The sequence below is a fragment of the Kitasatospora herbaricolor genome (assembly GCF_030813695.1).
In the GTDB taxonomy this organism is placed as follows: Bacteria; Actinomycetota; Actinomycetes; order Streptomycetales; family Streptomycetaceae; genus Kitasatospora; species Kitasatospora herbaricolor.
Genome location: NZ_JAUSVA010000002.1, coordinates 2,137,649 through 2,164,421 on the forward strand (window position 1 = coordinate 2,137,649; position 26,773 = coordinate 2,164,421).

At 74.7% G+C, this 26,773-nt stretch carries 30 protein-coding genes; 19 read left to right on the top strand and 11 right to left on the bottom strand.

The genetic code is table 11. From position 1 onward, the window contains the following. Positions 1–89: 89 nt before the first annotated feature. Positions 90–851, top strand: a complete 762-nt coding sequence (locus J2S46_RS09645) for a PP2C family protein-serine/threonine phosphatase (protein WP_191294324.1) — start codon at positions 90–92, stop codon at positions 849–851. A gap of 60 nt (positions 852–911) precedes the next feature. Here the strand turns inward: J2S46_RS09645 and J2S46_RS09650 are convergent, their stop codons facing one another. Next, positions 912–1,238, bottom strand: a complete 327-nt coding sequence (locus J2S46_RS09650; RefSeq protein WP_307349468.1) for a peptidoglycan-binding domain-containing protein — start codon at positions 1,236–1,238, stop codon at positions 912–914. Between the two features lie 582 nt (positions 1,239–1,820). Further along, positions 1,821–2,375 (bottom strand): DoxX family protein, encoded by a 555-nt coding sequence (locus J2S46_RS09655; protein ID WP_191294326.1) that lies wholly within the window; start codon positions 2,373–2,375, stop codon positions 1,821–1,823. 230 nt (positions 2,376–2,605) lie between these two features. Here J2S46_RS09655 and J2S46_RS09660 point away from each other — a divergent pair, with 230 nt between their 5' ends. Further along, complete coding sequence (locus J2S46_RS09660; RefSeq protein WP_191294327.1) at positions 2,606–3,190, top strand: TIGR03086 family metal-binding protein; 585 nt, start codon at positions 2,606–2,608, stop codon at positions 3,188–3,190. 228 nt (positions 3,191–3,418) lie between these two features. Then, positions 3,419–4,075, top strand: coding sequence for a hemerythrin domain-containing protein (locus J2S46_RS09665; RefSeq protein ID WP_191294328.1), 657 nt, complete (start codon positions 3,419–3,421; stop codon positions 4,073–4,075). On the opposite strand, the gene J2S46_RS09670 is transcribed toward J2S46_RS09665, so the two are convergent. Beyond that, positions 4,059–4,844, bottom strand: coding sequence for a VOC family protein (locus J2S46_RS09670; protein ID WP_191294329.1), 786 nt, complete (start codon positions 4,842–4,844; stop codon positions 4,059–4,061). The genes J2S46_RS09665 and J2S46_RS09670 overlap by 17 nt on opposite strands. 359 nt (positions 4,845–5,203) lie before the next feature. Between J2S46_RS09670 and J2S46_RS09675 the strand changes: the two genes are divergently transcribed. The 8 genes from J2S46_RS09675 (at position 5,204) to J2S46_RS09710 (ending at position 12,242) form a co-directional block, all read left to right on the top strand. Next, positions 5,204–5,908, top strand: coding sequence for a hypothetical protein (locus J2S46_RS09675; RefSeq protein WP_191294330.1), 705 nt, complete (start codon positions 5,204–5,206; stop codon positions 5,906–5,908). Positions 5,909–5,989: 81 nt separating this feature from the next. Continuing rightward, the gene (locus tag J2S46_RS09680; protein ID WP_191294331.1) at positions 5,990–6,553 is read left to right on the top strand and encodes an OsmC family protein; all 564 of its coding nucleotides are present in this window, start codon (positions 5,990–5,992) and stop codon (positions 6,551–6,553) included. Between the two features lie 139 nt (positions 6,554–6,692). Next, positions 6,693–7,352 (top strand): TetR/AcrR family transcriptional regulator, encoded by a 660-nt coding sequence (locus J2S46_RS09685; RefSeq protein ID WP_191294332.1) that lies wholly within the window; start codon positions 6,693–6,695, stop codon positions 7,350–7,352. A 195-nt stretch (positions 7,353–7,547) separates the two neighbouring features. Further along, a complete protein-coding gene (locus tag J2S46_RS09690; RefSeq protein WP_191294333.1) occupies positions 7,548–9,053 on the top strand; it encodes an MFS transporter in 1,506 nt (501 codons plus the stop codon). 48 nt (positions 9,054–9,101) lie between these two features. Then, a complete protein-coding gene (locus J2S46_RS09695; RefSeq protein ID WP_191294334.1) occupies positions 9,102–10,013 on the top strand; it encodes a glutaminase in 912 nt (303 codons plus the stop codon). Positions 10,014–10,152: 139 nt separating this feature from the next. Further along, the gene (locus tag J2S46_RS09700) at positions 10,153–10,965 is read left to right on the top strand and encodes a hypothetical protein (protein WP_191294335.1); all 813 of its coding nucleotides are present in this window, start codon (positions 10,153–10,155) and stop codon (positions 10,963–10,965) included. A 92-nt stretch (positions 10,966–11,057) separates the two neighbouring features. Further along, positions 11,058–11,531, top strand: coding sequence for a DUF4240 domain-containing protein (locus tag J2S46_RS09705; RefSeq protein ID WP_229913366.1), 474 nt, complete (start codon positions 11,058–11,060; stop codon positions 11,529–11,531). Positions 11,532–11,636: 105 nt separating this feature from the next. After that, positions 11,637–12,242, top strand: a complete 606-nt coding sequence (locus J2S46_RS09710; RefSeq protein ID WP_191294336.1) for a mycothiol-dependent nitroreductase Rv2466c family protein — start codon at positions 11,637–11,639, stop codon at positions 12,240–12,242. Positions 12,243–12,423: 181 nt separating this feature from the next. On the opposite strand, the gene J2S46_RS09715 is transcribed toward J2S46_RS09710, so the two are convergent. From J2S46_RS09715 to J2S46_RS09725, 3 genes are all read right to left on the bottom strand, one after another. Next, entirely contained in the window at positions 12,424–12,816 is a 393-nt protein-coding gene (locus J2S46_RS09715; protein ID WP_307349532.1) for a transglycosylase family protein, read from the bottom strand. 647 nt (positions 12,817–13,463) lie between these two features. Beyond that, positions 13,464–13,664, bottom strand: coding sequence for a hypothetical protein (locus J2S46_RS09720; RefSeq protein WP_190214465.1), 201 nt, complete (start codon positions 13,662–13,664; stop codon positions 13,464–13,466). A gap of 126 nt (positions 13,665–13,790) precedes the next feature. Then, positions 13,791–14,060 (bottom strand): DUF1876 domain-containing protein, encoded by a 270-nt coding sequence (locus J2S46_RS09725; protein WP_191293077.1) that lies wholly within the window; start codon positions 14,058–14,060, stop codon positions 13,791–13,793. 214 nt (positions 14,061–14,274) lie between these two features. Here J2S46_RS09725 and J2S46_RS09730 point away from each other — a divergent pair, with 214 nt between their 5' ends. Then, positions 14,275–15,096, top strand: a complete 822-nt coding sequence (locus J2S46_RS09730) for a YndJ family protein (protein ID WP_191293076.1) — start codon at positions 14,275–14,277, stop codon at positions 15,094–15,096. Next, complete coding sequence (locus J2S46_RS09735) at positions 15,093–15,680, top strand: DUF1990 domain-containing protein (protein WP_191293075.1); 588 nt, start codon at positions 15,093–15,095, stop codon at positions 15,678–15,680. Before J2S46_RS09730 ends, J2S46_RS09735 begins: the two co-directional genes overlap by 4 nt. Before the next feature lie 593 nt (positions 15,681–16,273). On the opposite strand, the gene J2S46_RS09740 is transcribed toward J2S46_RS09735, so the two are convergent. From J2S46_RS09740 to J2S46_RS09750, 3 genes are all read right to left on the bottom strand, one after another. Beyond that, positions 16,274–16,987 (bottom strand): anti-sigma factor family protein, encoded by a 714-nt coding sequence (locus tag J2S46_RS09740; RefSeq protein WP_229913194.1) that lies wholly within the window; start codon positions 16,985–16,987, stop codon positions 16,274–16,276. Beyond that, complete coding sequence (locus J2S46_RS09745) at positions 16,984–17,565, bottom strand: sigma-70 family RNA polymerase sigma factor (protein ID WP_079198028.1); 582 nt, start codon at positions 17,563–17,565, stop codon at positions 16,984–16,986. Before J2S46_RS09745 ends, J2S46_RS09740 begins: the two co-directional genes overlap by 4 nt. Positions 17,566–17,715: 150 nt before the next feature. Next, the gene (locus tag J2S46_RS09750; RefSeq protein ID WP_191293074.1) at positions 17,716–18,318 is read right to left on the bottom strand and encodes a hypothetical protein; all 603 of its coding nucleotides are present in this window, start codon (positions 18,316–18,318) and stop codon (positions 17,716–17,718) included. Between the two features lie 308 nt (positions 18,319–18,626). Between J2S46_RS09750 and J2S46_RS09755 the strand changes: the two genes are divergently transcribed. After that, positions 18,627–19,004, top strand: a complete 378-nt coding sequence (locus J2S46_RS09755; RefSeq protein ID WP_073925722.1) for a thioredoxin family protein — start codon at positions 18,627–18,629, stop codon at positions 19,002–19,004. Positions 19,005–19,135: 131 nt separating this feature from the next. On the opposite strand, the gene J2S46_RS09760 is transcribed toward J2S46_RS09755, so the two are convergent. Both J2S46_RS09760 and J2S46_RS09765 read right to left on the bottom strand, forming a co-directional pair. After that, positions 19,136–19,687 (bottom strand): GNAT family N-acetyltransferase, encoded by a 552-nt coding sequence (locus J2S46_RS09760; protein WP_191293073.1) that lies wholly within the window; start codon positions 19,685–19,687, stop codon positions 19,136–19,138. A gap of 155 nt (positions 19,688–19,842) precedes the next feature. Next, positions 19,843–20,478 carry a TetR/AcrR family transcriptional regulator gene (locus J2S46_RS09765; RefSeq protein WP_191293072.1) on the bottom strand — a complete coding sequence of 212 codons (636 nt, stop codon included), beginning with the start codon at positions 20,476–20,478 and terminating at the stop codon, positions 19,843–19,845. Between the two features lie 138 nt (positions 20,479–20,616). Between J2S46_RS09765 and J2S46_RS09770 the strand changes: the two genes are divergently transcribed. The 5 genes from J2S46_RS09770 to J2S46_RS09790 all read left to right on the top strand — a co-directional run bounded on the left by J2S46_RS09770 (position 20,617) and on the right by J2S46_RS09790 (position 26,538). Next, positions 20,617–22,131, top strand: coding sequence for an APC family permease (locus J2S46_RS09770; protein ID WP_191293071.1), 1,515 nt, complete (start codon positions 20,617–20,619; stop codon positions 22,129–22,131). Between the two features lie 229 nt (positions 22,132–22,360). Further along, complete coding sequence (locus tag J2S46_RS09775; protein ID WP_191293070.1) at positions 22,361–23,029, top strand: maltokinase N-terminal cap-like domain-containing protein; 669 nt, start codon at positions 22,361–22,363, stop codon at positions 23,027–23,029. Positions 23,030–23,316: 287 nt separating this feature from the next. Beyond that, positions 23,317–23,820 (top strand): OsmC family protein, encoded by a 504-nt coding sequence (locus tag J2S46_RS09780; protein ID WP_191293069.1) that lies wholly within the window; start codon positions 23,317–23,319, stop codon positions 23,818–23,820. Continuing rightward, entirely contained in the window at positions 23,820–25,262 is a 1,443-nt protein-coding gene (locus J2S46_RS09785) for a dihydrolipoyl dehydrogenase family protein (RefSeq protein ID WP_191293068.1), read from the top strand. The genes J2S46_RS09780 and J2S46_RS09785 overlap by 1 nt, the downstream gene beginning before the upstream one ends. Positions 25,263–25,443: 181 nt before the next feature. Continuing rightward, a complete protein-coding gene (locus J2S46_RS09790; RefSeq protein WP_191293067.1) occupies positions 25,444–26,538 on the top strand; it encodes a WD40/YVTN/BNR-like repeat-containing protein in 1,095 nt (364 codons plus the stop codon). The last annotated feature ends 235 nt before the right edge of the window (positions 26,539–26,773 follow it).

Sequence of the window (26,773 nt, forward strand, 5' to 3'; positions counted from 1 at the left end):
TCCCGGCCCGGGAGCACGGCGGGCGCGCCGGCGCCGGGCGCGCCCACAATGGAGGGAAGCGACGGCCGACCCGGAAGGGCGGAGAGGCGATGCCCTACATCGCGGTGAGTGCGCTGAGCCATGAGGGGCTGATCCGCGAGCACAACGAGGACAGCCTGGTGGCCGGGCCCTGGACGCTCTGCGCCACGGTGACCGGCAACCCGCAGACCCTGCTGTTCCCGCTGGGGGGCGCCCCGTGCCTGGTCGCGGTGGCGGACGGACTGGGCGGCCATCCCGGCGGCGAGGTGGCCAGCGCGCTGGTGGTCCGGCGGCTGGCCGTGGCCGGCCCGGGGCTGGGCAGCGAGGAGGACGTCCGGAACGCGCTGCACGCCTGCAACCGGGCGGTGTTCGAGGCGGCCGGGGCGGACCCGGAGCTGACGGCGATGGGGACGACGGTGGCGGGCGTCGTCCTGCTCGCGGAGTCGGTCATCACCTTCAACGTGGGCGACAGCCGGGCCTACCGGGTGACCGACGACGGCCTGCTGCGGCTGAGCGTCGACGACAGCCCGCCCCTCGAACCCGGGCGGCGCACCACCTCGCTCGTCACCCAGACCCTCGGCGGATCCACCGCCCTGACCGTCGTCCGGCCGCACGTCAGCAGCTCCCCGCTGGGCTTCGGGGACCGCTTCCTGCTGTGCAGCGACGGCCTCACCGACCCCGTCCCGGAGGAGGAGCTGGCCGCGGTCCTCGCGCAGCCGCACGAGGACGCCGAACGGGCCGACGCCCGGGCCTCGTTCGAGCTGTGGAAGGCAGCCATCGAGGCGGGCGGGCCGGACAACATCACCCTCGCCCTGGTCCGCGTCCGCGAATGAGCCCGTCCGCCGGTGACCCCGACCGGGAGCGACCCGGTGCGGGGCGCACCCGGAGCCGGCTCAGCAGACCGGCGCGGCGCTGTCCCGGGTGTAGTCGGGGCACCCGCCGAGCGGAAGGCGCAGTTCGATCCAGAGCAGCTTGCCGGCCGTCCGCGGCCCGACCACCCCGTCCGGCTCCAGGCCCTGGCTCCGCTGGAACTCGGTCACCCGGCGCCGGGTGACCGGACCGAAGTCCCCGTCCACCACCAGAGGGGTGTCGAACCAGCTGTTGAGCGCGGTCTGCAGCAGCTCGACGGCGCCGCCCCTGCGGCCGGGGCGGAGCTGGTCCCCGGCGCCGGACGGACCGGCCGCGAGACCCAGGGCGGCCAGGGCCACCGGCCCCACCACGACGGCGAGCGTCCCGCTCCGCCGGGCCCCGCCCGGCTCCCCCTGTCGGTCGCTCCTGACGGGACCACCGACCCGACGTCCCTGCACGGGCCCACCTCTCCTCGGGCTGCGGACGAACCCCGACCCCGATCGTGGCCGACGCCGACGGCGGACGGCCAACGGGCCGCCGAGGCCGGGCGCGGGAACGTCCGACGGGTCGGGGCCCAGCGGCCGGCCGCCCTCAGGGCGGTTGCGCCCAGGGGGTGTTCGGCCGGCAGGGAGTGCGGCCGACGGTGCCCGCCGGCCGACCCGCACCGGCCGGCGATCGCCCGGGAGGAGCGATCGCGGTGCGTCCGGGGGCCGCCGCCCCCGATCGGCACGCCGGCCGCGCTCCTTGCCCCCGATCCTGCCCGCACCCACCAACGGGCGGCCAACGGGCCACCAACCGCCCGCCGGGGCCGGCCCGGACGCACGCAGGCCTCGGCCCGGCCGGGATCGTCGTCCCGTCCGGACCGAGGCCTGCGCCGGACCGCGCCCCGTCCGCCGCCGGACCGGTGAGGGCCCGTGGCGTGGGGGCCGCCGGCGAGGTCGGCCGTGCAGCCGTCAGTGGCGCACCAGCAGGATTACGCCGGCGGTGGCCAGGCCCAGCAGGACGGCGGTGGCGCCGTACCCGAGCCGGTGCTCCCGCAGCACGGGCAGGTAGCGGTCGACGGCGAGCCGGCCGGGCCCGGTCAGGGTCAGGCCGGCGGCGGCGACGGTCAGCAGGAGTTCGTACTCGACGCCCTTGGGGGCGACGAAACCGCCGCCCCAGCGGACGGCCAGGGCGTTGAGCATGGTGCCGACGAGGGCCGCGCCGGCCAGCGGGGTGAGCAGTCCGGCCGCGAGGCCGAGGCCGCCGAAGGTCTCGGTGAGGCCGGCCACCACGGCCATCGTGCGGCCGGCCGGGTAGCCGACCGCGGTGAAGAACTGACCGGTGCCGTCGATGCCCCCGCCGCCGAACCAGCCGAACAGCTTCTGGCTGCCGTGGACGGCCATGGTCAGGCCGAGCGCGAGGCGCAGCAGCAGGAGTCCGGCGTCGTACGCGTGCGGGGAGCCCGCCGGAGCGGCGGTGTTCGGGTCGGCGTGACGTGCGGGGGCGGGGGCGGTCGTGCTCGGCATTCCGTCTCCTGGGGTCGGTCGTGGATCCGGGCAGCCCGGCGGGCCCGGGCGGCCTGGTGCGTCCATCCGGTAGTTCAAATTCGAATAACTCGGGTCGACCGTACCTGTCCTTTCGAATTTGAACAACCTTGCGGACGGCACTCCGCGAGGCCGCCCCGAGACCGCTCCGGGGCCGCTCCGGAGCCGGTGCCCGACGGGCAACACGCCGCGATCGGGGGCAGGCTGGAGGCATGTCCGAACGACCGGAGGCGCCCGTGCTGCGCCTGTTCCCGAAGGCCCTTGAGGCGTTCGGCCGCCACGTGCGCCTGATCACCCCGCACCAGTGGCCGGCCCCGACCCCATGCTCCGAGTGGTCCGTCCGGGACCTCGTCAACCACCTCACCGCCGAGCAGCTCTGGGTCCCCGAACTGCTGATGGGCTCGACCGTCGCCGAGGTCGGCACCCGGTTCGACGGGGACGTACTGGACGACGACCCGGCCGCCTTCTGGCAGAACGCCGCCGAGGCCGCCGAGGAGGCGTTCCGGGTGCCGGGGGCCGCCGACGTCACCGTGCACCTCTCGTTCGGCGACGTAGCCGCGACCAGCTACTGCGCCCAGCTGACCGCCGACGCCGTGGTGCACACCTGGGACCTCGCCCAGGGCCTCGGCGCCGACCCCGGCCTCTCCGGCGAGCTGGTCGACTTCGCGCTGGCCGAGATCGACAGCTGGGGCGACCTGGCCGGCACCGGCCTGTTCGCCCCCGCCCTGCCGGTGCCGGAGGGCGCGAGCGCGCTCACCCGGCTGCTCGCCCGCACCGGACGCCGGGACGGCCCCTGACCGGGCCGCTCCCCCGCCCGGCGGCAGGGCCCCCGGCCCGTCCGGATCCGGCCCACGGGCGCCCCCGTCGGCCCTGCGGCCACCCGGCGACCGGGCCGGGCCCGCGGGAACGGAGCACGCTCACCCGGCGGACGCCGGATACTGGATACACCCGACCCGCTCAGCGGACACCCATCGCGGCGGGCCGGGCCGGCCGAGGTGACGGGGCGAACCGAAACGAGGCGAGCCATGAGCCGCAGGGCAGACGTCGTGGACGAGCTGAGCGCAGACCACCGCGCGGTGGCGGAACTGCTCGCGCGGATCGAGAAGGGCGCGCCGGGCCAGGCCGGTACGGGCACCGGCACGGCCGCACCGCCCGCCGCCGGGCCGCAGGACGCGCGGCCGCCGGGAGCGGCCGAACCGCCCCAGGCACCGCCGCAGGCCGGGCCCGACGGGGTCGTGACCCCGGACGGCGCCGGCACGCCCCCGGCCCCCGGCAGCACCGCCGACCCGGGCGTGGTGGCGCGCGTCGAGGCGCTGTCCGACCTGCTGCTGACCCACTGCACCGAGGAGGAGGAGTACCTCTTCCCCGCCGTGCACGAGCAGGTGCCGGACGGCGGGGCGCTGGTGTTCACCAGCCTCGCCGACCACCTGGCGATCGGGCAGTACCTCACCGACCTGCAGGGCCTCTCCCCCGGCGACCCGGCCTTCGCGCCCCTGCTGGAGGGCCTCGGCAGCGCCGTCCACACCCATCTGGCCGAGGAGGACGAACGGCTCTTCCCGGCCGTCCGCGCGGCGATGACCCCGGAGCTGCTGGCCGTGCTCGGCGAGCGGCTGCGGGAGGGCCGGCGGGAGATCCGGCCGGACGCGCCCCCCGCGGAACCGGCGGCTAAGCCGGAGGGCTGATCACCGCGAACCGGCCGCCCTCCGGGTCCGACAGCCGCGCCACCCGGCCGTACGGGGTGTCGAGGACCGGCCCGATCAGGCCGCCGCCCAGGCGTTCGGCCAGCTTGGCGGCGGCGTCCGCGTCCGCCACCGAGAAGGAGACCTCCCAGTGCGGCGGGGTGCCCACCGGCCCGGTGGCCTTCTCCGCCCGCAGCGCGGCGATGCTGCGGCCCTCCACCCGCAGCACCACCCGCTCGTGCTCGTACCGGACCTCGAAGTGCGCCGGGTCGCGGTCGTCCCAGCGGAACACCTCGCCGTAGAACAGGGCGGCGGCGAACGGGTCGGGGGTGCGCAGCTCGATCCAGACCGGGGAGCCGGGCAGGGCCAGCCGCCGGGCCGGGCCGGGCGGGCCCTCCCAGATGCCGAAGACCGCTCCGGCCGGGTCGGCCGCGAAGGCCACCCGGCCGGCGTCGAAGGCGAGCGGGCCCACCGCGAGCGTCCCGCCGCGCTCGCGCACCGCGTCGGCCGCGGTGTCCGCGCTCTCCGTCCCGAAGTAACCGGTCCAGGCCACCGGCATCACCCAGCCGCTGCCGGACACGCCGAGGCCGGCGACCGCCTCCCCCTCCACCACCGCGTGCACGTACGGGCCGAAGCGGTCCGGTCCGGGTTCGAATTCCCAGCCGAGCAACTGCCCGTAGAAGGCCTGCGCCGCGTCGAGGTCGCGCGCCATCAGGCTGACCCAGCACGGCGCGGCCGCCACGCATCGCACGCTGGCGGTTCGGCTGCCCATTCGCGGTACCTCCTCGACCCGGAGCCGGGCCGGTCCCGGCAACAGGCGGCCGCATGGCCGCCCGCCGCCCTCAGCCTAGGGTCACCGGCCGGTCCCGGCGCGGCACGGCACGCGCCTTGCCCGGACCTCTCCTCCCGTCCGCACCGGGCGCGGGCCCCTCGGGCGCCCCGCCGCCCGGACCCCGGCCGGGCACCGGGCCCGAGCCCCCCGCGCCCTCCGTCGGCGGCACCCAACTGCCCCGCCGGGCACCGGCTTCGGACGGCTGCCGCGGAGCCCCGCCGGGGCGCCCGGCGGGGCTTGACAGCCGGAGGAGAATCGGCCGAAAAGCAGGGTCTCCAGGCGACAGACGGGTGGCTCGGATGGCAACGCGACGGTACTGGTTCGCTCTGGCGGTGTTCGGCGGGCTGCTGCTGCTCTCCCTACCGCTGTACCTGACGTCCGGGTCGTCCTGCGCGGGCGGCGGCTGCTCGATCGGCGTCTCGACCCCGAGCGGTCTGCTGACCGTCGGCCAACTCCCGCGCCCGCGGCTGCTGGAGGCGTACGCCCTGCTGGCGATGCTGATCGGCGGGGTCCTGCTGATCCGGCGCTACCGGCGGGCCGGCACGCTCGGCCGGCTGGTGCCGGCGCTGCTGGCGGCGACCGCCTTCGCCGGCGGGACGGCCTGGCTGACGGCCACCCACTGGGAGGGGTTCCGCCGGCCCTCGGCGCTGCTGGAGACGGCCGAACTGCTGCTCTTCAACGGGGCCACGCCGGTCCTGCTGGTCGCGGTGACCGTGCTGGCCCTCGCGGCGGGCGAGCGCAGCCTGCCGCTGCTCGCCTTCGCACTGCTCTTCGGCGCGGTGGCCTACCTGGCGGCGACCTACGACTCCTTCTACCTGCTGGGCCGGATCGGCCTGCCGCTGGACACCCTGCACGACCCGGACGGGATCCGGCAGATGCTGAACATCGCGGTGCCGGCCGGGCTGCTGCTGGTGGCCGCGCTGATCGCCCGGCTGGCGGCCGGCCGCGCTCCCGCTCCCGCCACCGCCGGCACGGCGCGGCGCGGCCGGCACTCCAAGCACTGACCCGCGGCCGGTGCGGGTGGCCGGGGCCGGCTGTTCGAAATCGGCCCTGCGGCGCCCGCCCCGGCCCGTACGCTGCCGAGCATGACGATCACACCGGAACCCCGCCGGCCCGGGCTCGCCGAGCATCTGCGCGACAAGGGCGCCGCCATGCGGGCGGCCGCCGGACGCCGGCCCGCGAGCGAGGACTGGGAGGAGGAGATCGGCGCGGTCTGCGTGGCCGACGACGCCACCGGGGTCCGCAAGGTGCGGGTCGGCGACTGGTCCTTCGTCGGGGACGGCGGCCCCGACATCGGCGGCTACGGACTCGGGCCGTCCTCACCCGAACTGCTCTGCGCCGTGATCAGCACCTGCCTGACCCACACCGTCCTGTGCATCGCGGCGCTGGACGGCCTGCCGCTGGACCGGGTGGAGGTCGCCGTCACCGCCCGCAACAACGACGCCCGCTTCTTCGAGGTCCCGACCGACGCGCCGCCGGTGCCCTACGACCTCACCGCCACCGTCGACCTGCGCGGCCCGCTCCCCGCCGAGGCCGCCGCGGCGCTGCTCGCCGCCGCCGACGAACGCTGCCCGATGCTCCGGATGGTCCGGTCCGAGCACGCCCTCACGGTGCGCGCGGCCTCCCCCGTCGCGACGGCGGCCCGCTGACGTTCCCGGCCGGAGACCGGAACGGCGCGATGTGACCCGGATCACATCGCGCCGTGAAATTTCTGGGGACCAACTCCCCGTTTGCTCTTCTGCAGGACGAAACGGGGAAGGTTTCCCCGGAACCCGAGAGGAGCAGACCGTGACCGCCACCGCTGCACCGCGCGCGCCCAAGCTGCGCGCGGACGCCACACGCAACCGGGAGCGGATCATCACGGCGGCCCGCGAGGCCTTCGTCGAACACGGGGCCGACGCCCCGCTCGACGAGATCGCCAAGCGTGCGGGAGTGGGCAACGCGACCCTGTACCGTAACTTCCCGGACCGCGCGGCCCTCTTCCGGGCCGTCGTCCTCCACGTGAAGACCCGCATCGTCGCGCACGCCGAGGCCGCCCTGGCGGACCGCTCGGACCCGTTCGACGCCCTGCAGGACTTCGTGCACGCGGCCGCCGACGAGAAGCTCGGCGCCCTGTGCCCGATGATGTCCGGACGCTTCGACCCGTTCGACCCCGAGCTGGTGGAAGCCCGCTCGCGGCTGGAGGGCACCGTCACCGAGCTGCTGGACCGCGCCCGGCGATCGGGCGCACTGCGCCCGGACGTCGGCCCCGGGGACGTCTTCGTCGCCATCAGCCAGCTCACCCGACCGCTCCCCGGCACCACCTGCGTCAACTTCGCCGACTTCGTCCACCGTCACCTGCAGCTGTTCCTGGACGGCATGCGGACACCGGCCCCGAGCACCCTGCCCGGCCGGGCGATCACCTTCGAGGACTTCCAGCACCACACCGACGCGACACCCGGCGCCTGACCACGCCGACCGAGCACCGCAGCCTGACGGCCCCCTCAGGCACCTGACCGAAGCCCGTCCCGCGGCCCGCCCACCGGCGGCCGCCCAGCCCGACCTGTCGGACATCGCCCGCCGGAGCGCAGCCCGCCGCGGCGACCGTTCCGCACGCCAACTGCCCTGAGTTTGCAAGCCACGCACCGCAAAGTGAGTACCCCCATGCCCGAAACAGCCCTGCAGCCCGATCCCCGGCGCTGGAAAGCGCTGATCTTCATCGGCCTCGCCCAGCTGATGGTCGTGCTCGACGCGACGATCGTGAACATCGCCCTGCCCTCCGCCCAGCGCGACCTCGGGATCACCGACGGCAACCGCCAGTGGGTCATCACCGCGTACGCCCTCGCCTTCGGCGGGCTGCTCCTCTTCGGCGGCCGGATCGCCGACCTCTGGGGCCGCAAGCGCACCTTCGTGGTCGGCCTGACCGGCTTCGCGCTGGCCTCCGCGCTGGGCGGCGCCGCCGCCAACACCGCCATGCTGCTCGGCGCCCGCGCCCTGCAGGGCGTGTTCGGCGCCCTGCTCGCCCCCGCGGCGCTCTCGCTGCTCGCGGTCATGTTCACCGAGGCCAAGGAGCGCGCCAAGGCGTTCGGCATCTACGGCGCCATCGCCGGCGGTGGCGGTGCCATCGGCCTGATCCTCGGCGGCCTGCTCACCGAGTACCTGAACTGGCGCTGGACCTTCTTCGTCAACATCCCGTTCGCCATCATCGCCGCCTTCGGCGCCGTCATGGTGATCCGTGAGCCCGCCCAGGGCCGCAACCGCAACCGCCTGGACATCCCCGGCGTGCTGCTGGTCACCACCGGCCTGGTCTCGCTGGTCTACGCCTTCACCCGGGCCGAGTCCGACGGCTGGTCCGCCCCGCTCACCATCGGCCTGTTCGTGGCCGCCGCCGTCCTGCTCGCCGCCTTCGTGGTGGTCGAGCGCGTGGTCAAGGCCCCGCTGCTGCCGCTGCGCGTCGTTCTGGACCGCAACCGCGGTGGTGTCTACCTGTCGCTCGGCCTGGCCGTGATCGGCATGTTCGGCCTGTTCCTCTTCCTGACGTACTACCTGCAGGTCGTGCTCGACTACAGCCCGGTGCTCACCGGCGTGGCCTTCCTCCCGATGGTCGCGGGCATGATCACCGGTTCCACCCAGATCGGCGCCCGCCTGATGACCCGGGTGGCCCCGCGCCACCTGATGGCCCCCGGCTTCCTGGTCGCCTCGGTCGGCATGCTGATCCTCACCCAGATCAAGACGGACAGCTCCTACCCGGCGCTGATCCTGCCCGGTCTGGTCCTGATGGGCCTCGGCATGGGCACCGCGTTCATGCCGGCCATGAGCCTGGCCACGCACGGCGTCCAGCCGCGCGACGCCGGTGTCGCCTCCGCCATGGTGAACACCTCGCAGCAGGTCGGCGGCGCCATCGGCACCGCGCTGCTCAACACCATCGCGGCCAGCGCCACCACGGCCTACTTCACCGCGCACGCGGCGTCCGGCGGCTCGCCGCAGGCCCTGCAGCTGCAGTCCATGGTGCACGGCTTCTCCACCGCCATCTGGTGGTCGTTCGGCATCCTGGTGCTGGCCGCCGGCATCGCCTTCACCTTCATCAACACCGGCCACCAGGGCGGCGCCCCGGCCGGCGCGGGTGCGAGCGACGAGGACCTCAACGCCGTCCCGGTGCTCGCGCACTGATCCCGCCCCGGCCGCGACACCAGCGGCCGAGTGCACAATGATGGCCTGGTGGATCTTCAGGACCAGTTGAACCAGGCCATGGAAGCGGCCCGTCCGGTGCTCGGCACCGGGCGGGTCGCCGACTACATCCCGGCCCTCGCCGCCGCCGACCCCGCCGCCTTCGGGCTGGCGCTCGCCACCGTGGACGGCGAGGTGCACGGCGTCGGGGCCTGGGAACAGCCCTTCTCCATCCAGAGCATCTCCAAGCTCTTCACGCTCTCGCTGGCGCTCGCCGTCGGCGGCGACGAGCTGTGGCAGCGGGTCGGCCGCGAGCCCTCCGGCAGCCCGTTCAACTCGCTGGTGCAGCTGGAGACCGAGCACGGCATCCCGCGCAACCCGTTCATCAACGCCGGCGCGGTCGTCGTCACCGACCGGCTGCACAGCCTCACCGGCGACGCCCGGGCCGCCGTCCGGGACTTCCTGCGGGCCGAGTCCGGCAACCCGCTGCTCGACAGCGACTCGGTGGTCGCCGCCTCCGAGGCCGAGCACGGCCACCGCAACGCCGCCCTGGCCCACTTCATCGCCAGCTACGGCAACCTGGAGAACCCGGTCGCCACCGTCCTCCAGCACTACTACGACCACTGCGCCCTCACCGCGAGCTGCCGCGACCTCGCGCTCGCCGGGCTCTTCCTGGCCCGGCACGGACTGCGCGCGGACGGCTCCCGGCTGCTGACCCGCAGCGAGGCCAAGCGCATCAACGCCGTCCTGCTGACCTGCGGCACCTACGACGCGGCCGGCCAGTTCGCCTACCGGGTCGGCCTGCCCGGCAAGAGCGGCGTGGGCGGCGGCATCCTGGCCGTCGTTCCCGGCCGCGGCACCCTCTGCGCCTGGGGCCCGGCCCTCGACCCGGCCGGCAACTCGATCGGCGCGGTCGCCGCGCTGGACGCCTTCACCACGGCGACCGGCTGGTCGGTCTTCTGAGGTCACCCGGGCGGTCCCTCCGGGCGGGCGGCCCTCGCCCGCCCGGGTAGTTCCGCCGTAACGCTGCGCGCCGTCGGAACCTCTGCCACCATCGGTGACGGTACGTCAGATCGGGCGCGGCGACGGCGGAGGAGTGGGCATGCGGTGGTCCTGGCGGCGCACGGGGCCCTTGCTGGCCTGTTCCTGGCTGGCCCTCGCTGGCTGCTCGGGCTCCGACCCCGGCCCCGCGTCGGCGGACGCCGGGCGCTCGGCGTCCGCATCGGTCTCCGCCTCCACGCAGAGCCCGTCGGCCTCCCCCAGCCCCTCCCCGACCGCCACGGCCGCCCACACCCCGCCGCCGGTCGCGGACTGCACGGACACCGCTGCCTTCAGCCAGCAGCAGCTGCACGACTACCTGGCCAAGCTGCCGAGCGAGACCGGCGGGCTGAACGGCCTGCACACCTCCTACGACGGGGTGCACTACAACCCCTCCGTCGACCACCGGCCGTGCAGGACGCTGTACGTGAACGTCACCCACTTCTGGGTCGTGGTGACCGGTGGCGGCAAGGCCACCTTCAACCCCGACGACTGGCGGTCCGGCATCCCCGGCCTCCCGGGCAGCAAGCGGACGCTCCCGCCCCTGCCGGGGCTCCCCGGCACGGGCACCGACCCCACCCCGACCGCCCGGGGCGGCCAGGAGCCCACGTTCACCTACCAGCTGATCAACACCACTCCGCTGGCGCTCACCCTGGGCGCCGGCACCGTCATCGGCAGCGGTCCGCCCGCCCCGGAGACCTGCCGGGGCACGCTCAGCGTCGTCCATCTCGGGGAGCCGATCACCGACGCGGAGCTGCCGGACTCGCTCCACTTCGAGTCCTCCCCGATCGATCGCGGGGCCTCCACCGTCCAGGTGAAGGCCGACCGCGCCATCGACGCGACCCTCGTCCCGCCGTCGAGCCGGGCGGGCTGCTGACGGCGGCGGCAGCCGGGTCCGGCACCTCCCGGTCCGGGCCCCGGCCGGGCCCGCGGACCTGCGTGTGCGAGGCAGCGGGCACAATGCCACCCATGATGACCTGGGACGACTTCTGGAGCCTGATCGGCCTGCTGGGCGACCGGCGCCACTGCGACTACATCACGCCGCCGGCCGAAGCACTGGCCGAGCTGCCGCCCGCCAGGATCGTCGACTTCGAGGAGCGCCTGGCGCAGGCCCTGTACCGGCTGGACCGGCGCGAGTTCGGGGCGCTGCCGGTCATCGACATGGGCAGCCCGGGAAAGCCGTTCCCGCAGTCCGGCGACTCCTTCCTCTACTCCCGGTGCGCGGTGGTCGCGGCCGGGCGGGCGGAGTACGAGGCCGTACTGGCCGATCCCGCCCTGTTCGCCCCGCACACCGCGACCACCCTGCACGGCGAGGACCTGCTCCACCTGGCCGAGGAGGCCTACGAGGAGGTCACCGGCGAGGAATGGGACGTCGTCACCGAGTTCGACTACGAGAGCTGCTCCAACGAGGACGGCTGGCCGGAGCAGGTGCGGCAGTTCTGACCACGGGGCCGGTGCCCGACAGGCGGCCGATGGCAGGATTGGCCCAAGAAAACCGGCTCGGAATGGCTCTTCAGCCTGGTCCACCCGGCGCCTAGTCTCGGCCGGGTGACCAACCGAGTCGACTTCTACTTCGATCCCGTCTGCCCGTTCGCCTGGATCACCTCCCGCTGGATCCTGGAGGTCGAGCAGCAGCGCGACCTCGATCTCCGTTTCCGGGTGATGAGCCTCTCCGTGCTGAACGAGGGCCGCACCGACCTGCCCGAGCGCTACCAGCGGCTGCTCACCACCGGCTGGGGCCCGGTCCGGGTGTGCGTCGCGGCCTCCCAGCACCACGGCGAGGCCGTCCTGGGCGCGCTCTACACCGCACTCGGCACCCGCATCCACGCCGAAGGCCGGACCGCCTCCGACGCGCTCGTCCGCGAGGCGCTGGCCGAGGTCGGGCTCCCGGCCGAACTCGCCGACGCCGCCCACTGCGACGACTACGACGAGGCCCTGCGCAAGAGTCATCACGAGGGCATGGACCCGGTCGGCGAGGAGGTGGGCACGCCCACCCTGCACATCGACGGCGCCGCCTTCTTCGGCCCCGTCCTCACCGCGATACCCCGTGGCGAGGAGGCGGTCCGGATCTTCGAGGGCGTGCGCCTGCTGGCCGGCCACCCCACCTTCTTCGAGCTGAAGCGCACCCGCACCGGCGGCCTGGACTTCGGCTGAGCAGACGGTCCCGGCCCTGAACCGGCTCTGAACCGGCCGTGGACCGGCCATTCCGGGTGCCCGGCCGGTTCGTCGGCCGGCTGATGGGCCCGCGGTGGGGACGGCGAAAAGGGGCCTGGTCCCGCTCGTGCGAGCGGGACCAGGCCCCTTGGTGCGGCTGCGGTGGCTGCCGCCGGGGGTGCTACTTGGTGAGGCCGGCCTTGACCGAGCAGACCGGCCAGGCGCCGGGGCCCTGGGCGGCGAGGACCTTCTCGCCGATGGCGATCTGCTGCGCCTTGGTGGCCTGGTGCGCCTGCGGGGCGTACGCGGTGCCGCCGAACGCCGCCCAGGTGGAGGAGGTGAACTGCAGACCGCCGTAGAAACCGTTGCCCGAGTTGATCGCCCAGTTGCCGGTCGCCTCGCACTGCGCGACCTTGTCCCAGGTCGACGCCGGAGCGGCGGAGGCGGAGTTGGCCGTGACGAGGCCTGCCACCGGCAGGGCCAGCACGGCACCCGCCATCAGAGCCGTCCGCACACGGTTGCGCTTGACGGCGGTCCTGGTGGTGGCAGCGGCGGTCTCGTTACGGAAGATCATGCACAGTCCTCTCCAGAACCCCGGGCAGGCACACGGAACCAGACCCCTACGACAGGGGCCGACTTTCCACGCCTCGACTGGACGAGCAACGACCCCGGCCACGTCGGAGGACGCAACCTGCCGGAAGAAACCCGGCGGGGCCGTGCTGCGGGATGAACCCGGGCGGTGCTCGCTGCACCGACAACAACGAAGCTACGGACCCAGCAGGTTTACATCAAGCAATCCCACGTTCCCCCAGGCCAGCCGCCCGTTACCGACCGTACCGATCAAGAAAAAACCCCCGAACCCCCCGAAAACACCCCAAAACCAAGATCCAACCAGCCCCCCACGTGCCCCCGCTCACACCCCACCCCACGTGAGCCCCACCACACCATCCACCCACCGTCACCACCACCCCACCCACCGCCCAACAACCCACCCCCACACCCACCCACCACCGTGACCCCCACCACAACCACCACCCACCGCAACACCCACCACACCCAACGCCACCAACACCACCGGACCGCACATCCGACCGGACACGCAGAACGGCTCCGCCCCCACCGGAAGGTGGAGACGGAGCCGTCGGCTCCCGTCAGGAGCGGGCACCCGGTCCGGGCGCGCCGACCCGGCCGGACGGTGGAGGCGGACCCCGGCGGCCGACGTCAGCCCTCGGGGCCGGCCCGGCCGTCCCCCGGGGCGCCATCGGGACCGGCATGGGGATCGGGCGCGGAATCGTCCTTGTCCGGTCCGCAGGCCTCACGACCGGTGTCCGAGTGCACCACCCGGACCACCCGGCCGGCGCCGCCGGGCACGACGCGTTGCGGGCGGCCGCAGCGCGGGCAGATCAGCGGGATTCGTTCCATGGGACCACCTCCCACCCGGTCACCCCCGCGCACCTCGCGGCCGCGGCCGTACGACGGAGTCCGCAGGCACCGCGGCGGCGGGCGGTACGGCCCGCGGCCGGGCGGCGGGCGCGGGGCCGGGCACTCTCACATCAGTGGATGCGTCGGGACGGTGCTGCTGCTCTGGATCTCGGCGTGCGCCTTGGTCAGCAGCTGGGACGCCAGGTCGTTCAGCGCCCGGGCGGCCGCGATCTCCTCGCCGACCCGCAGTTGCTCCGAGTCCGCGGGGTGGCGGCTGGTGAAGCCGTGGGCACGGAGTTCCGAGCCGTCGGCGAGCCTGAGCAGGGCGGCCGCGGCCGTCCTCGACCCTTCCTCGCGGAACTCCATCTCGATGTGCCAACCGACGAGAGTCTGCATGCGGACCACCTCCAGCGGATACCACTTCCAGGGTGCGCCGGGTGCCCGCCGAATTCCAGAGGGGCGGCCGAGGGCAACCCCAGCAGCGACTTGAACGCGTTCAATTCCTCCCGTAGGGTCTGCGCCAGAAGGATTTGAACACGTTCAAGCAAGGTCGTGACAGCATGCCTCCCAGCAGCACGGGCCATCGGCCCACGCCCCGCCGGAGCCGGCCGTGATCCCCCTGGTGAACCTCCTCGTCATGCTCGGGATGCTCGTCGTCGTCCCGGTCGGCCTCACCTTGATCGACGGACCGGGCACGGCCGCGCTGCGGCGCTGCTGGCCGGCCGCCGCCGTCCCCGGCGCCGTCGCGCTCTGGCTCCCCCGGGGGCCGGCCGCCACCACCCTGGCCGCGCTCTACGCGCTCGCCACCGCCGCACTCGCCGTCCAGGCCCCGCGACGGCTGGCCCGCACCCGCTCGGCGGCGCCCCGGGAGATCGCCGTCCTCACCGCTCTGGCCACCCCTGCCGTGGCCGGACTGGCCCTCGTCGCCGAACGCTCGGGCCACCGGCTGTTCGGCTTCGACCTGGACATCCTCGCCCTGACCGTCCCGCACTTCCACTACGCCGGCTTCACCGCCGCCCTGGTCGCCGGACTGGTCTGCCGGGCCGCCCCCGACCACCCCGCCGCCCGGTACGCGGCGCTCAGCGTGCCGCTCGGCACCCTGCTCGTGCTGGCCGGCTACTTCGTCGACGACTGGGCCGAACTGCTCGGCGCGGTCGTCCTCACCACCGGTATGTGGGCGGTCGGCCTGATCACCTGGCGCGACCTGCGCGACCGCACCGCCGACCGCGTCACCGGCGCCCTGCTCGCCGTCTCGGCCGCCGTCCTCGCCCTCACCATGCTGCTCGCGCTCTGGTGGGCACTCGGGGAGGCCGCCGGACTCCCGCACCCCACCCTGACCTGGATGGCCGCCACCCACGGCCTCGGCAACGCGCTCGGCTTCGCCCTCTGCTCGCTGCTCGCCTGGCGCCGACTCAAGGAGACCCACCCGTGAACACCGGCCCCAGCACCGGACCGCACCCGTCCGCGACCTCCCTCAGCTACCCCGAGCGGCTGGCCAGCACCCGGCCCGGCGCACTCCCTGCCGGCTACCGCCACCTGCGCCACCGCGTACTGATCGGACACGGCCGGACCGCCCTGGAGGCCGCCGGCGCCGCGATCACCAGCTGGCGGATGCACCGCGCGGCCGGCGTCCTGATCACCACCACCGCGGACCGGGCCACCGTCGGCGCCGCCGTCGGGTGCGCCCTCGGCCTCGGCCCGCTGCGGGTCGGCGCGCCCTGCGAGGTGGTCTGGACGGTCGACACCCCGGAGCGGATCGGGTTCGCGTACGGAACCCGGCCCGGGCACCTGGCCCGCGGCGAGGAGGCCTTCCTGGTCGAGATGGGCCCTGACAAGGCCGTCTGGTTCACCGTCACCGCCTTCAGCCGCCCGGACCGCTGGTTCGCCCGCGCGGCGGGCCCGCTGCTCCCGCTCGCCCAGGGAATGTTCGCCCGCCGCTGCGGCCGGGTGGTGGCCCGGATCGCGGCCCGCGGGGCGTCGGGCCCCCGGAGCGGCCCGGCAGGATGCCAAGCATGACCGGCCCCCGGCCGACGGGCCGGTCCCCGGCGGACGCCGGCCCTGATCCCTGTGGGCGCGGCGGACCTCACCCGGTGGCCCGGCGCCGAAACCCGGATGCGTCCGGTGACCCTCCGGCGGCGGAATCGGCCGATGATCACGACCGGCCCCGCGCCGGCCACCACTTCCGCACCGTCCGTCGCCGGGCCCCCTCGACGGCCAGCTTCCTGACCCACCGCGCGATCGTCCTCGACGAGGCCCTGCCGCCGCGCCGGCGGCACAGCGCGCTGCGGACCTGTCTGACCGTCGGCGGGCAGGAGGGGTTCTGCGGCGGTTCGGGACACGGGTGCGTCCTCCGGACGTCAGGAGGTGGTCGTGGGGTCCTGTGCGTGGGCGCCACCGGTCCGCGTGTCGCGCCTCGGGCCCGGCGCGCCGTCAGCTGTGGCCGACCCGCTTCGGCGGGCGGGAGGCGCGATCACGGAGGAACGCATGGGCGCCACCGTACCCGCGGGCCCCGCCGCCCCCACGACCGCCGGGCGGGGCGGCAGGGCGGGCCCGGCCCGGCACCTGCGGACGTTCCCCGCCGGCGGCCGCGGGGTGGCGGGGCCCGCCGGTCAGGCCGCCACCGGCACGGTGACCAGGACCTGGTTGCCGTCCAGGGTGCGCACCTCGAAGTGGTCGATGTCCTTGAGCTGGAGCCCGGCCCCGCCGCTGGTGCGCAGGGCGTCCGGGGAGCCGGTGGTGCCGTAGCCGGCCGGCGGGACGGTCCAGGTGGTGACGGTCTGGCGCTCCCCGGCCCGCGATACGGCGACCAGGTCGCAGCTCAACGGCCCCTGTACGTGCGAGAGTTGCAGGCTGATCTGGCTGCCCCACTTCTTGCCCTCGACACCGACGGTGGCCTGTGCGCCGGTGGTCGCGTCGGTGGCGCTGAACTGCTGCTGGGCGACCACCTGCGGGGCGTGGCTGCCCGAGTCGGCGGTGACCGCGGCGGTGACCGCCGGCCCTCCGACGACCAGCACGGCCGCCGCGGCGACCAGCACCAGCCGACGCCGGCGACCGCGCCGGCGGGTGGCGGTGACCTCGTCGACCAGGCGGGTCAGCAGTTCGTCCCCCGGGCGCGGCACGGGGTCGGCCGGGTCGGCGGCGTCCGCTCCGCCGGCGGCCAGGAACTCGGCCAGCATGGGCTCCAGCGCGCCGAGTTCGGCCACCTGCTCGGCGCACTGCGGGCAGCCGGCCAGGTGCTTCTCGAAGGCGCCGCGGTCCGCCGCGTCGAGTACGCCGAGGACGTACGCGCCGACATCGACGTGGTCTTCCCTTGGCGGCGTCACGATGTCACTCCTCGTTCCTCGAGCGCGAGCTTGAGCGAGCGCAGCGCGTAGAAGATCCGGGACCGCACGGTGCCTGCGGGGATGCCGAGTTCGGCGGCCGCCTCGGTGACCGTGCGGCCCTTCAGATAGGTCTCGACGATAACCGCCCGGTGGGCCTCGGTCAGGTCGTCGAGCGCGTCGGAGATCGTCATCAGCCTCAATGCCTTGTCGAGTTCGTCCTCGGCGGGCAGGAGCTCCAGCGGCGACGGGTCCACCTCGCGCGGCCGGGCCAGGCTGCTGCGGTGGTTGTCGATCACGATCCGCCGGGCGACCGTCACCAACCACGGGCGCAGCGAACCGGTGGCCGCGTCCAGCCGGTCGATGTTGCGCCAGGCCCGGACGAGCGTCTCCTGCACGACGTCCTCCGCCCGTTGGCGGTCCCCCGCGACCAGGCGCAGCACGAAGCCGAACAGCGGCCCGGCGTGCTCCTGGTAGAGGGTGCGCATCAGCACCTCGTCCGGCCCCGGGCCGTACGGCGGCCCGCCGCCGCGTTCGGCGTCACGGGAATGCTGATCGGTCACAGCGCTATCCTTGCGCACCCGTACCTCCGGGTCGAGAACTCGCCGTTCCGCTCGACGATGTCCGTCCGTGGCCGGCACCGGACCGCCCGTCGGGCCGGTGGTGGCCGTGGTCTCCTTCGACGGCCCGGGCCGGGGCTGCCCGCCCCGGCCCTCGACGGGCCGGGCGGTTCAGTAGCCGTAACCGCCGGGAGTGGTGGCCGGGGGCTGCGCGGGCGTGGCGGGCTGGGCCGCGGGGGCGCCCGCCTTCTTGCCGTCCGGAGTGATGACGAACCAGGTACCGCCGACGCCCTGGCCCTTGGTGTCACCGGGCTTGGTGTCGGGCGCGTAGCGGTAGACCGGCCAGCCGCCGAGGGTGAGCTGCTTGCTGCCGTCGGCGCGGGTGACGGTACCGACGAGCTTGCTGTCGATGCCCTTGACGCTCACGTCGGCGCCGGCCGCGACCGGCGGCCAGGTGGTGGCGCAGGAGCCGTTGCAGTTGGACGCGGACGGCTGCGCGGTGTCCTTGTCGAAGCGGTACAGCGTGAAGCCCGCGCCGTCGGTGACGATCGCGCCGAGTTTGGCGTCGGTGCCCGCCTGCAGGGCGGTGGCGCCGCCCTGGGCGGGCGCGCTCGCACCGCCGGGGCTCGCGGGGGCGGTGGCGGCGGGCGGCTGCGCGGAACTCGTGCCGGTCGACCCGGAGTAACCGGATCCGCTGGAGCCGCAGGCCGTGACCAGGGCCAGCGAGGTGACGGCGGTGGCGGTGAGGAGTGCGGCTCGGCTGGTGATGCGCATGGTGGTATCCCCCAAAGGACATGCCGGACAGCGCCACCGGGGGATCCCCGGCGGCGGGGGCGCCTTCCCCGCGCCCACACCCTTCAGTACGGGCCGGGCGCCCGGGGTGCTCAATGTCCGGCGATATTTTTTCGGCGGACCGCGGGGGCGGCGCCCGCGATCGCGGCCGGGGCTCGCGCACCGTCCCGCCGGGGGCTCGCGCACCGGGTGCGGCCTGGGGTGGGGGCCCGGGGCGGAATACCTCGTACGGTGGTCGGGTTGACGCCAGCGGACGCCTGATGACGCCGCCCGGAGGAAGGAACTCGCACATGAGCACGGTCGAGCTGACCAAGGAGAACTTCGACGAGGTCGTTCCCGGCCCCGAGGGCAAGGACTTCGTCTTCATCGACTTCTGGGCGGCGTGGTGCGGCCCGTGCCGGCAGTTCGCGCCGGTGTACGAGAAGGCGGCCGAGCGGCACACCGACCTGGTCTTCGCCAAGGTCGACACCGAGGCGCAGCAGGAGCTGGCGGCGGCCTTCGGGATCCAGTCGATCCCGACCCTGGCGATCATCCGCGAGGGCGTGCTGGTCTTCTCCCAGCCCGGGGCGCTCCCCGAGGCGGTCTTCGAGGACCTGATCGGCAAGGCCCGTGAGCTGGACATGGACGAGGTGAAGCGCAAGGCCGCCGAGTCCGCCGGGACGGTCTGATCCGGGGCGGCCGGTTCGGCCGCCGGACGCGAGGGGCCCGGGGTGCAGGTCACCCCGGGCCCCTCGTCGCGCTGTGCCCGCGCCGGCCTGCCGGCTCCTGCCGGCTCCTGCCGGGCAGCGCGGCCGGCGGCTCAGCTCCGGGCGAGGGCGAGTTCGTAGTCCCTGGCCGGGGCCCCGCCGGGCGCAGGCACGAAGTCACCGGTACGGGTGAAGCCCGCCCGGCGGTACATCGCCTCGGCCCGGGCGTTCTGCTCGTGGACGAAGAGCCGCACCCGCTCGACGCGGGGCTCGGTGAGCTCCCAGGACCATGCCAGCGCGGCCCGGAAGAGCTCGTCCACCACTCCGGTGCCGCGGGCCTCGGGCCGGACGAAGACGCCGACGACGTGGGTCTGCGACTGCTCGGGGACGTCCTCGAAGAAGGTCTTCTCACCGGCCGGCTCGACCAGCGCGGTCACCGTGCCGAGCCACCGCCCGTCGGCCCGCTCGGCGACGAACTGCCGGGTGCTCCGGCCCTGGGCGGCGCGGTCGGTGCGCTCCTGCCAGAACTCGTCCGGCCTGGCGAGGGCCTGCTCGTACGTCTCCAGGAAGGCGAGGTGGGCGACCGGGTCCCGCAGGGCGACCAGGCGCAGTTCCTTGACCTTGGGCCAGTCCTCCTGCCGGACGGCCCTGATGTGGTGGCTCATCCGACGATCCTCGCACCGACCCCGGTGGGGTCCGCAAGGAGATTTCGGGGGCCCCGGCCTGCTCCGCGGCCCGTCCCCAGCCCGTCCCCGACTTCTCTCAGGGACCGGCTTCCTTCAAGGTCCGGGCTTCGGACCCGGGCCGCGTCCGCCCCGGATCAGCCGCGGGCGGCGAGCCCGTCCAGCAGCAGTCTCAGGGCGAGTTCGAAGCCGCGGTCGTCGAGCCCGCCCGGGCCGCCGCCGCGCAGCGCCGACGCCTCCAGGGCCTCGGCCAGTGCGGGGTGCCGGGGGCGGTACTCGGCCGGGTCGCGGGTGAAACCGGCGGTGAAGGTCTCCAGGGCCGAGCCGAGGACGAGGTAGTCGACGGCGGCGGCGGCCTCGGCGGCGTCGGCGGGGGCGAGGCCGATCCGGCCGAGGCCGGCGAGCAGGGTGTCGTAGCCGAGCAGCTGGCGTTCGGCCTCGACCCGGCGGCGGGCGAGCAGCGCGATGGTGTGGGGGTGGCGCAGGAAGACCGCGCGGTAGCCACGGATGTAGGCGGCCAGGCCGGGCCGCCAGTCGGCGGTGGTGAGGCCGGCCAGCGGGGTGAGGTCGATCTCGGCGTTGACGAGGTCGGCGAGCGCGTCGAGCAGTTCGTCCTTGCCGGCCATGTGGTTGTAGAGGGAGGCGGCCTTGACGCCCAGGCGTTCGGCGAGGGCCCGCATGGTGAGGCCGTCCGGGCCGTGCTCGTCGACCACCTGGAGCGCGGACCGGGCGATGATCTCCCTGCTCAGCAGCGCTCTGCTCGGTCTCCCCACGGCCCGCCCCTTCACGTCTGTGCCGACCCGGCAAACGTTATTACAGCCTGGTGTCGGCCTCTTCCGCTGCCCCGGGTGCAGCGGCTACGGTCCGGAACTAACAAAGTTAGTTTTCGACGACGGCAAGGTGGACGAGCCATGACCGAGAGCCCCCCGAGAACCCCGGCCCCCTCCGACAGCGAACGGCTGGCCGCCCTCGGCTACCGCCAGGAGCTGCGCCGCAGCCTGGGCGTCCTCGGCAACATCTCGATGGGATTCGCCGTCGTCTCCCCCGTGGTCGGCCTCTACGCCGTCAGCCAGGTCGGGATGAGCGTGGCAGGCGGCGCCTGGGTCTGGGCCCTGCCGCTCTGCCTGCTCGGCCAGGTCCTGGTGGTCTGCGTCTACTCCGAACTGGCCTCGCAGTGGCCGCTGGCCGGCGGCGCGTACCAGTGGAGCCGGCGCCTCGCCGGGCCCTCCTTCGCCTGGATGACCGGCTGGCTCTGGCAGTTCGCCATCATGTTCGCCAACACCACTGTCGCCTACCTCGCCTCCCCCTGGTTCTTCGCGCTCTTCGGCCTCACCCCCTCACCGGCCCAACTCGTTTTCGTCGCGGCCGGGTTCATGCTGCTCTGCACACTGGTGAACGCGTACGGCATCAACCTGCTGCGCCGCTTCGTCTCGCTCGGCATCGCCGCCGAGGCCCTGGCCTCCGTGGTGGTGGGCCTGGCCCTGCTGCTGTTCTTCCGGGAGCACGGCTTCTCGCTGCTCACCGACACCCTGGACGCCCCGGCCACCGCCGGGGTCTCCACCGGCGCGGCCTTCCTGGCGGTGATCGCGGTCGGCGGCTGGGCGTTCATCGGCTTCGACGCCTGCGTCTCGACCGCCGAGGAGACCCGCGACGCCGGGCGCCAGGTGCCCCGCGCCATGTGGTGGGCCCTGCTCAGCGTCGGCGTGGTGGTCGTCCTCAACGCCGTTTCCGTCGCGCTCGCCCACCCCGACCCGGCCGCCGTGGTTGCCGGCAGCGACCTCGACCCGGTGACCACCGCCGTGGTCACCGGCTTCGGCGACTGGTCGGCCAAGCCCTTCGTGGTGGTCGTCCTGGTCTCCTTCACCGCCTGCCTGATGGCCTCGCAGGGCGGCGCCGCCCGCGGCCTCTACTCGCTGGCCCGGGACGGCGTCTTCCCGTTCTCGGCGCAGGTCCGCAAGGTCAACCGGCACAAGGCGCCGATCGGCGGCCTGGTCGCGGCGACGCTGGTCAGCAGTGCCGCGCTGCCGCTGGGCCTGGAGTCCACCGCGATCGGCAGCCTGATCACCTTCGGCACCGCCGCGACCTTCGCCCCGTTCTTCCTGCTCTGCCTGGCGGCCCTGATCGCCCGGCTGCGCGGCACCTGGACCCCGGCCGGCCAGGTCTCGTACGGCCGGGCCGGCACCCTGCTGAACGCGCTGGCCGTGCTGTGGACGGGCCTCGAAGTGGTCAACATCTGCTGGCCGCGCACCATCCTGGCCCCGCCGGGCGCCCCCTGGTACCAGGTCTGGGCGGCCCTGCTCGGCGTCGGCCTGGTCGTCCTGGCCGGCCTCGGCTACCTGCTCGTCCGGCGCCCCCAGCGGCTGATGCGGGCGGGCGCACAGCTCGGCACCCCGGACCGCGACGAACTGGCCCCGGCCGTGCACTGAGCCCCGGCCACCCACCGGCGCCCCCGGTGTCCGGGGTGTCCCCGCTCCCGCGCGGGGACACCCCGGACACCGGGCACTGCCGCGACGCCGCCAGGACTTACCGGCGACGCATCACGCACCGGCCGGGTACGCCGGGCCCGCACGGCAGGGCCCACCGGCCGCGGACCGCCCGGCCGGCAGCTGGGAGGATGTGCGGACCCCGCCCGCCCGACGGAAGAGAGCCCCTGGCATGGCCGTCATCCACCGCACCTCCCTCAAGCCCGGCAAGCTGGAGCTGCTCACCTCCTGGCTCCCCTCCCGGCCGTGGTACCTCGGCGGCGCGGGCGGACCTGACCTCGCCAAGGCCGGCGGTTTCCGGCTGGACGACCCGCAGGGCGAGGTCGGGATCGAGTTCATGGTGATCACCGACACCTCCGGCGCCCACCCGGCCACCTACCTGGTGCCGCTCACCTATCGCGGCGCCCCGCTCGACGGGGCGGAGCACGCCCTGGTGGGCACCATGGAGCACGGGGTGCTGGGGCGGCGCTGGGCCTACGACGGTTGCCACGACCCGGTGCTGGTCGGCCGGTTGACGGCGCTGATCGAGGGCCGGGCGCAGGCCCAGGACCAGAACACCAGCGACGTCCCCGATCCGGAGGTCACCCGCTCCTGCGCCGGCGACGGCCTCGCCCGCCCGGACTTCACCACCGCCGCGGCCGTTGACCACCGGGACGGCACCGACCTGACCGCACCGCACGGTGCGGTCCTCCGCCTGTACCGGGCCCTTCGTCCCGCTCCGGACGGCGAGCCGCTGCTGCCGGCCGACGCGACGGGACACGTCGCCGGCCCCTGGACCACGCCGGAGGGTGATCGCGTGCGGGGACTGTTCGCCGTCCTGCTCTCCGGCCCGCGCACCTAGGCCGGCCGTCAGCCCTCGCCCCTCGCCCCTCGTCCGTCGTCGGTCGTCCGTGGTCCGTCGTCCGGGAGCCGGCCCGAACGTCCCGGGGCAGGAATATGATCACCCTGAACCTTGATCCACTTCTGTGGTGGGCGGGGGACGGACGACCGTGGCCGAGGGTGCCCCCGGAGCCGGCCGGGTCAGCGTGTTCACCTGCGCGGACGACCGCCGGCGACGGAGGATGGGCCGCGAACCGGTGACCCGTCCGGCCCCAGGACGCCGACCGAGAGAGCGAGGGTGTGCCCGTCATGACCCAGAGCCAGATCCCCATCGAGAGCCAGTCCGAGAGCCCGTCCGAGGGCCCGTCCGAAGGCCCGTCCGAAGGCCCGGAGCAGACCCCGCCGGAGTTCCGGCGGGTGACCACCGCCGTGGTGACCGGCAGCGCCGCCGGCGTCCCGTACCACGTGGACGTCCGCTCGGGGGCGCACCACCTCACGGCCGACGAACCCGTCCGCCGCGGCGGGTCGGACAGCGGGCCGGAGCCGTTCGCGCTGCTGCTCTCCGCCCTCGGCTCCTGCACCGCGATCACCCTGCGGATGTACGCCGGGCGCAAGGGCTGGCCGCTCGCCGACGTCAAGGTCCGGCTGGGGTACGAGACCAACGGCCTGAGCGGCCGGATCTCCCGCCGGGTGACCCTCGGCGGTGAGCTGGACCAGGCGCAGCGCGCCCGGTTGCTGGACATCTGCGAACGCACCCCCGTCACCCTCGCCCTGCGGGCGGGCGTCGCGATCGACACCACCGAGGAGCACTGATGGGCGAGCAGCCCGAGCAGTACGACGTGATCGTCCTGGGCGCCGGCCCGACCGGGGAGAACCTGGCGGACCGCACCACGGCCGCCGGGCTGCGGACGGTGATCGTCGAGAGCGAGCTGGTCGGCGGCGAGTGCTCGTACTGGGCCTGCATGCCCAGCAAGGCGCTGCTGCGCCCGGTGGCCGCGCTGGCCGCCGCCCGGGCCGTGGCCGGCTCCCGGGAGGCGGTGGGCGACGGCGCCCTGGACGCCGCGGCCGTGCTGGCCCGACGGGACTCCTTCACCTCGCACTGGCGCGACGACGGCCAGGTGGAGTGGCTGAACGGTGCCGGCATCGACCTGGTCCGCGGCCACGGCCGGCTGACCGGCGAGCGGACCGTCACGGTGACCGGCCCGGACGGCGCCGAGCGCCGGCTCACCGCCCGGCACGCGGTCGCGGTCTGCACCGGCAGTCGGGCCGTGCTGCCCGAGGGCGTACCGGGCCTGGCCGAGGCCCGCCCGTGGACCAGCCGGGAGGCGACCGCCTCACCGAAGGTGCCGGGTCGCCTGGTGGTGGTCGGCGGCGGGGTGGTCGGCGTGGAGATGGCGACCGCCTGGCGGGCGCTCGGTGCCGAGGTGGTGCTGCTGGTGCGCGGCGCCGGCCTGCTGCCGCGGATGGAGCCGTTCGCCGGCGAGCTGGTCGCCGACGGGCTGCGCGGGGCCGGGGTCGACGTCCGCACCGGCGCGTCGGTCGCCGTTCTGGAACGCCCGGCGGCGGACGGCCCGGTGACGGTGGTGCTGGCGGACGGCGAGCGGCTCACCGCCGACGAGGTGCTGTACGCGACCGGCCGGGCGCCGCGCACCGACGACCTCGGCCTGGAGCTGGTCGGCCTGGAGCCCGGGTCCTGGCTGGAGGTGGACGACAGCTGCGCCGTGCGCGGCGTCGAGGGCGGCTGGCTGTACGCGGCCGGCGACGTCAACCACCGGGCGCTGCTCACCCATCAGGGCAAGTACCAGGCGCGGATCGCCGGCAACGCGATCGGCGTGCTGGCCGGAGGCGGCCGCCTGGACACCGGGCGCTGGGGTGCGCACGTGGCCTCCGCGGACACCGCGGGCCCGCCGCAGGTGGTCTTCACCGAGCCCGAGGCCGCCTCGGTGGGCCTGAGCCTGGCCGAGGCCGGACGGGCGGGTCTGCGGGTGAAGGCGGTCGACCACGAGCTGGGCAAGGTCGCCGGCGCCTCGCTGTACGCCGACGACTACCGCGGCCGGGCCCGGGTGGTCTTCGACCTGGACAGGAGTGTGCTGGTGGGGGCGACCTTCGTCGGCCCCGGGGTGGCGGAGCTGCTGCACTCGGCGACGGTCGCGGTGGTCGGCGAGGTGCCGATCGACCGGCTGTGGCACGCGGTTCCCTCCTACCCGACCATGAGCGAGGTCTGGCTGCGCCTGCTGGAGGACTGCCGGGGCTGACCCCTCACCGGTCCCGGGCGCCCGCCGTGCGCGGGGGCCCGGGCCGGCCCGGTCCGCTCAGGCCCCGGGCGGAGGGGCGCGACCGGCGGACGCGGCACGACCGGCGCGGCTCGGTGACCCGGCGGCCGGTCGGCGGGACACTGGCACAGGGGCCGAGACGCTGACCAGGTGGTGTGTTGTGATGACCGAAGTGTTGCTGGCCGTCGGGACGGAGAAGGGCCTGTTCCTCGGGCGCAGCCGCGACCGGCTGGACTGGGAGTTCAGCGGGCCGCACTTCCCGATGAACGCGATCTACTCGGTGTCGGTGGACCGCCGCGGGGGCCGGGTCCGCCTGCTGGTGGGCGCCGACAGCAGCCACTGGGGGCCCTCGGTCTGGCGCTCGGACGACCTCGGCGCCAGCTGGTTCGAGCCGCCGCGGCCCACGATCAGGTTCCCCGAGCACACCGGTGCCTCGCTCACCCGGGTCTGGCAGCTCCAGCCGGCCGGCGAGGAGGCGCCCGGGGTGGTCTGGGCGGGCACCGAGCCCGCCGCCCTGTTCCGCTCCGAGGACGGCGGCGAGAGCTTCACGATGGTCGAGTCCCTGTGGACGCACCCGCAGCGGTCGGAGTGGGGCGCGGGCTACGGCGGTCAGGGCCTGCACACCGTCATCACCGACCCGCGCGACCCGCAGAAGCTGCTGGTCGCGGTCTCCAGCGGCGGCGTCTACCGGACGAAGGACGGCGGCCGGAGCTGGCAGCCGTCCAACCGGGGCCTGCGGGCGGAGTTCCTGCCGGAGGAGAACCAGTACCCGGAGTTCGGGCAGTGCGTGCACAAGATCGCCACCGACCCGGTCGACCCGGACCGCCTCTACCTGCAGAACCACGGCGGCGTGTACCGCAGCGACGACGCCGGGGAGAGCTGGCGGTTCATCGCCGACGGCCTGCCCGCCGACTTCGGGTTCGCGATCGCCGCCCATCCGCGGCGGACCGGCACCGCGTACGTCTTCCCGCTGGAGGGCGCCGGCAGCCGGATGCCCCCGGGGCGCCGCTGCAGGGTGTTCCGCACCGAGGACGCCGGCGACAGCTGGCAGCCGCTGGCCGCGGGCCTGCCGGGCGAGGACCACTACGGCGTCGTCCTGCGCGACGCGCTGCGCACCGACGACGCGGACCCGGCCGGCCTCTACTTCGGCAACCGCAACGGCGAGGTGCACGCCAGCGCGGACGAAGGCGCGAGCTGGCGCCTGCTGATCTCCCACCTGCCGGACGTGCTCTGCGTCCGGGCCGCCGTGATCGGCTGAGGTCCGGCCCGTCCCGCCATCCGCGACACGCCCGGCGGGACGGGCCGGCCCGAGCCGGTTCCGGGCGGCCCACCGGGCGCTGCGGGCGGCAGCTGCGAGCCCGGCCCGCCCGTTCGGCCCGCATCTGCGACGTCTCGTCAGAACCGGTCCTGACCTGGGCATTTACAGCCACTAGGGTGGGCATCGGCACGATCGGAAGTCATCCGATTCCCTGATCGAGAACGAGGCGTTACCC

What these genes read in the sequence shown, in the direction of transcription:
- J2S46_RS09680 (WP_191294331.1), top strand. Translation starts at nt 5,990, where the DNA reads ATGACGATCACACCGGAACCCCGCCGGCCCGGGCTCGCCGAGCATCTG.
- J2S46_RS09690 (WP_191294333.1), top strand. Translation starts at nt 7,548, where the DNA reads ATGCCCGAAACAGCCCTGCAGCCCGATCCCCGGCGCTGGAAAGCGCTG.
- J2S46_RS09705 (WP_229913366.1), top strand. Translation starts at nt 11,058, where the DNA reads ATGATGACCTGGGACGACTTCTGGAGCCTGATCGGCCTGCTGGGCGAC.
- J2S46_RS09675 (WP_191294330.1), top strand. Translation starts at nt 5,204, where the DNA reads ATGGCAACGCGACGGTACTGGTTCGCTCTGGCGGTGTTCGGCGGGCTG.
- J2S46_RS09760 (WP_191293073.1), bottom strand. Translation starts at nt 19,687, where the DNA reads ATGAGCCACCACATCAGGGCCGTCCGGCAGGAGGACTGGCCCAAGGTC.
- J2S46_RS09785 (WP_191293068.1), top strand. Translation starts at nt 23,820, where the DNA reads ATGGGCGAGCAGCCCGAGCAGTACGACGTGATCGTCCTGGGCGCCGGC.
- J2S46_RS09655 (WP_191294326.1), bottom strand. Translation starts at nt 2,375, where the DNA reads ATGCCGAGCACGACCGCCCCCGCCCCCGCACGTCACGCCGACCCGAAC.
- J2S46_RS09665 (WP_191294328.1), top strand. Translation starts at nt 3,419, where the DNA reads ATGAGCCGCAGGGCAGACGTCGTGGACGAGCTGAGCGCAGACCACCGC.
- J2S46_RS09660 (WP_191294327.1), top strand. Translation starts at nt 2,606, where the DNA reads ATGTCCGAACGACCGGAGGCGCCCGTGCTGCGCCTGTTCCCGAAGGCC.
- J2S46_RS09670 (WP_191294329.1), bottom strand. Translation starts at nt 4,844, where the DNA reads ATGGGCAGCCGAACCGCCAGCGTGCGATGCGTGGCGGCCGCGCCGTGC.
- J2S46_RS09775 (WP_191293070.1), top strand. Translation starts at nt 22,361, where the DNA reads ATGGCCGTCATCCACCGCACCTCCCTCAAGCCCGGCAAGCTGGAGCTG.
- J2S46_RS09790 (WP_191293067.1), top strand. Translation starts at nt 25,444, where the DNA reads ATGACCGAAGTGTTGCTGGCCGTCGGGACGGAGAAGGGCCTGTTCCTC.
- J2S46_RS09645 (WP_191294324.1), top strand. Translation starts at nt 90, where the DNA reads ATGCCCTACATCGCGGTGAGTGCGCTGAGCCATGAGGGGCTGATCCGC.
- J2S46_RS09725 (WP_191293077.1), bottom strand. Translation starts at nt 14,060, where the DNA reads ATGCAGACTCTCGTCGGTTGGCACATCGAGATGGAGTTCCGCGAGGAA.
- J2S46_RS09755 (WP_073925722.1), top strand. Translation starts at nt 18,627, where the DNA reads ATGAGCACGGTCGAGCTGACCAAGGAGAACTTCGACGAGGTCGTTCCC.
- J2S46_RS09750 (WP_191293074.1), bottom strand. Translation starts at nt 18,318, where the DNA reads ATGCGCATCACCAGCCGAGCCGCACTCCTCACCGCCACCGCCGTCACC.
- J2S46_RS09715 (WP_307349532.1), bottom strand. Translation starts at nt 12,816, where the DNA reads ATGATCTTCCGTAACGAGACCGCCGCTGCCACCACCAGGACCGCCGTC.
- J2S46_RS09700 (WP_191294335.1), top strand. Translation starts at nt 10,153, where the DNA reads ATGCGGTGGTCCTGGCGGCGCACGGGGCCCTTGCTGGCCTGTTCCTGG.
- J2S46_RS09720 (WP_190214465.1), bottom strand. Translation starts at nt 13,664, where the DNA reads ATGGAACGAATCCCGCTGATCTGCCCGCGCTGCGGCCGCCCGCAACGC.
- J2S46_RS09780 (WP_191293069.1), top strand. Translation starts at nt 23,317, where the DNA reads ATGACCCAGAGCCAGATCCCCATCGAGAGCCAGTCCGAGAGCCCGTCC.
- J2S46_RS09770 (WP_191293071.1), top strand. Translation starts at nt 20,617, where the DNA reads ATGACCGAGAGCCCCCCGAGAACCCCGGCCCCCTCCGACAGCGAACGG.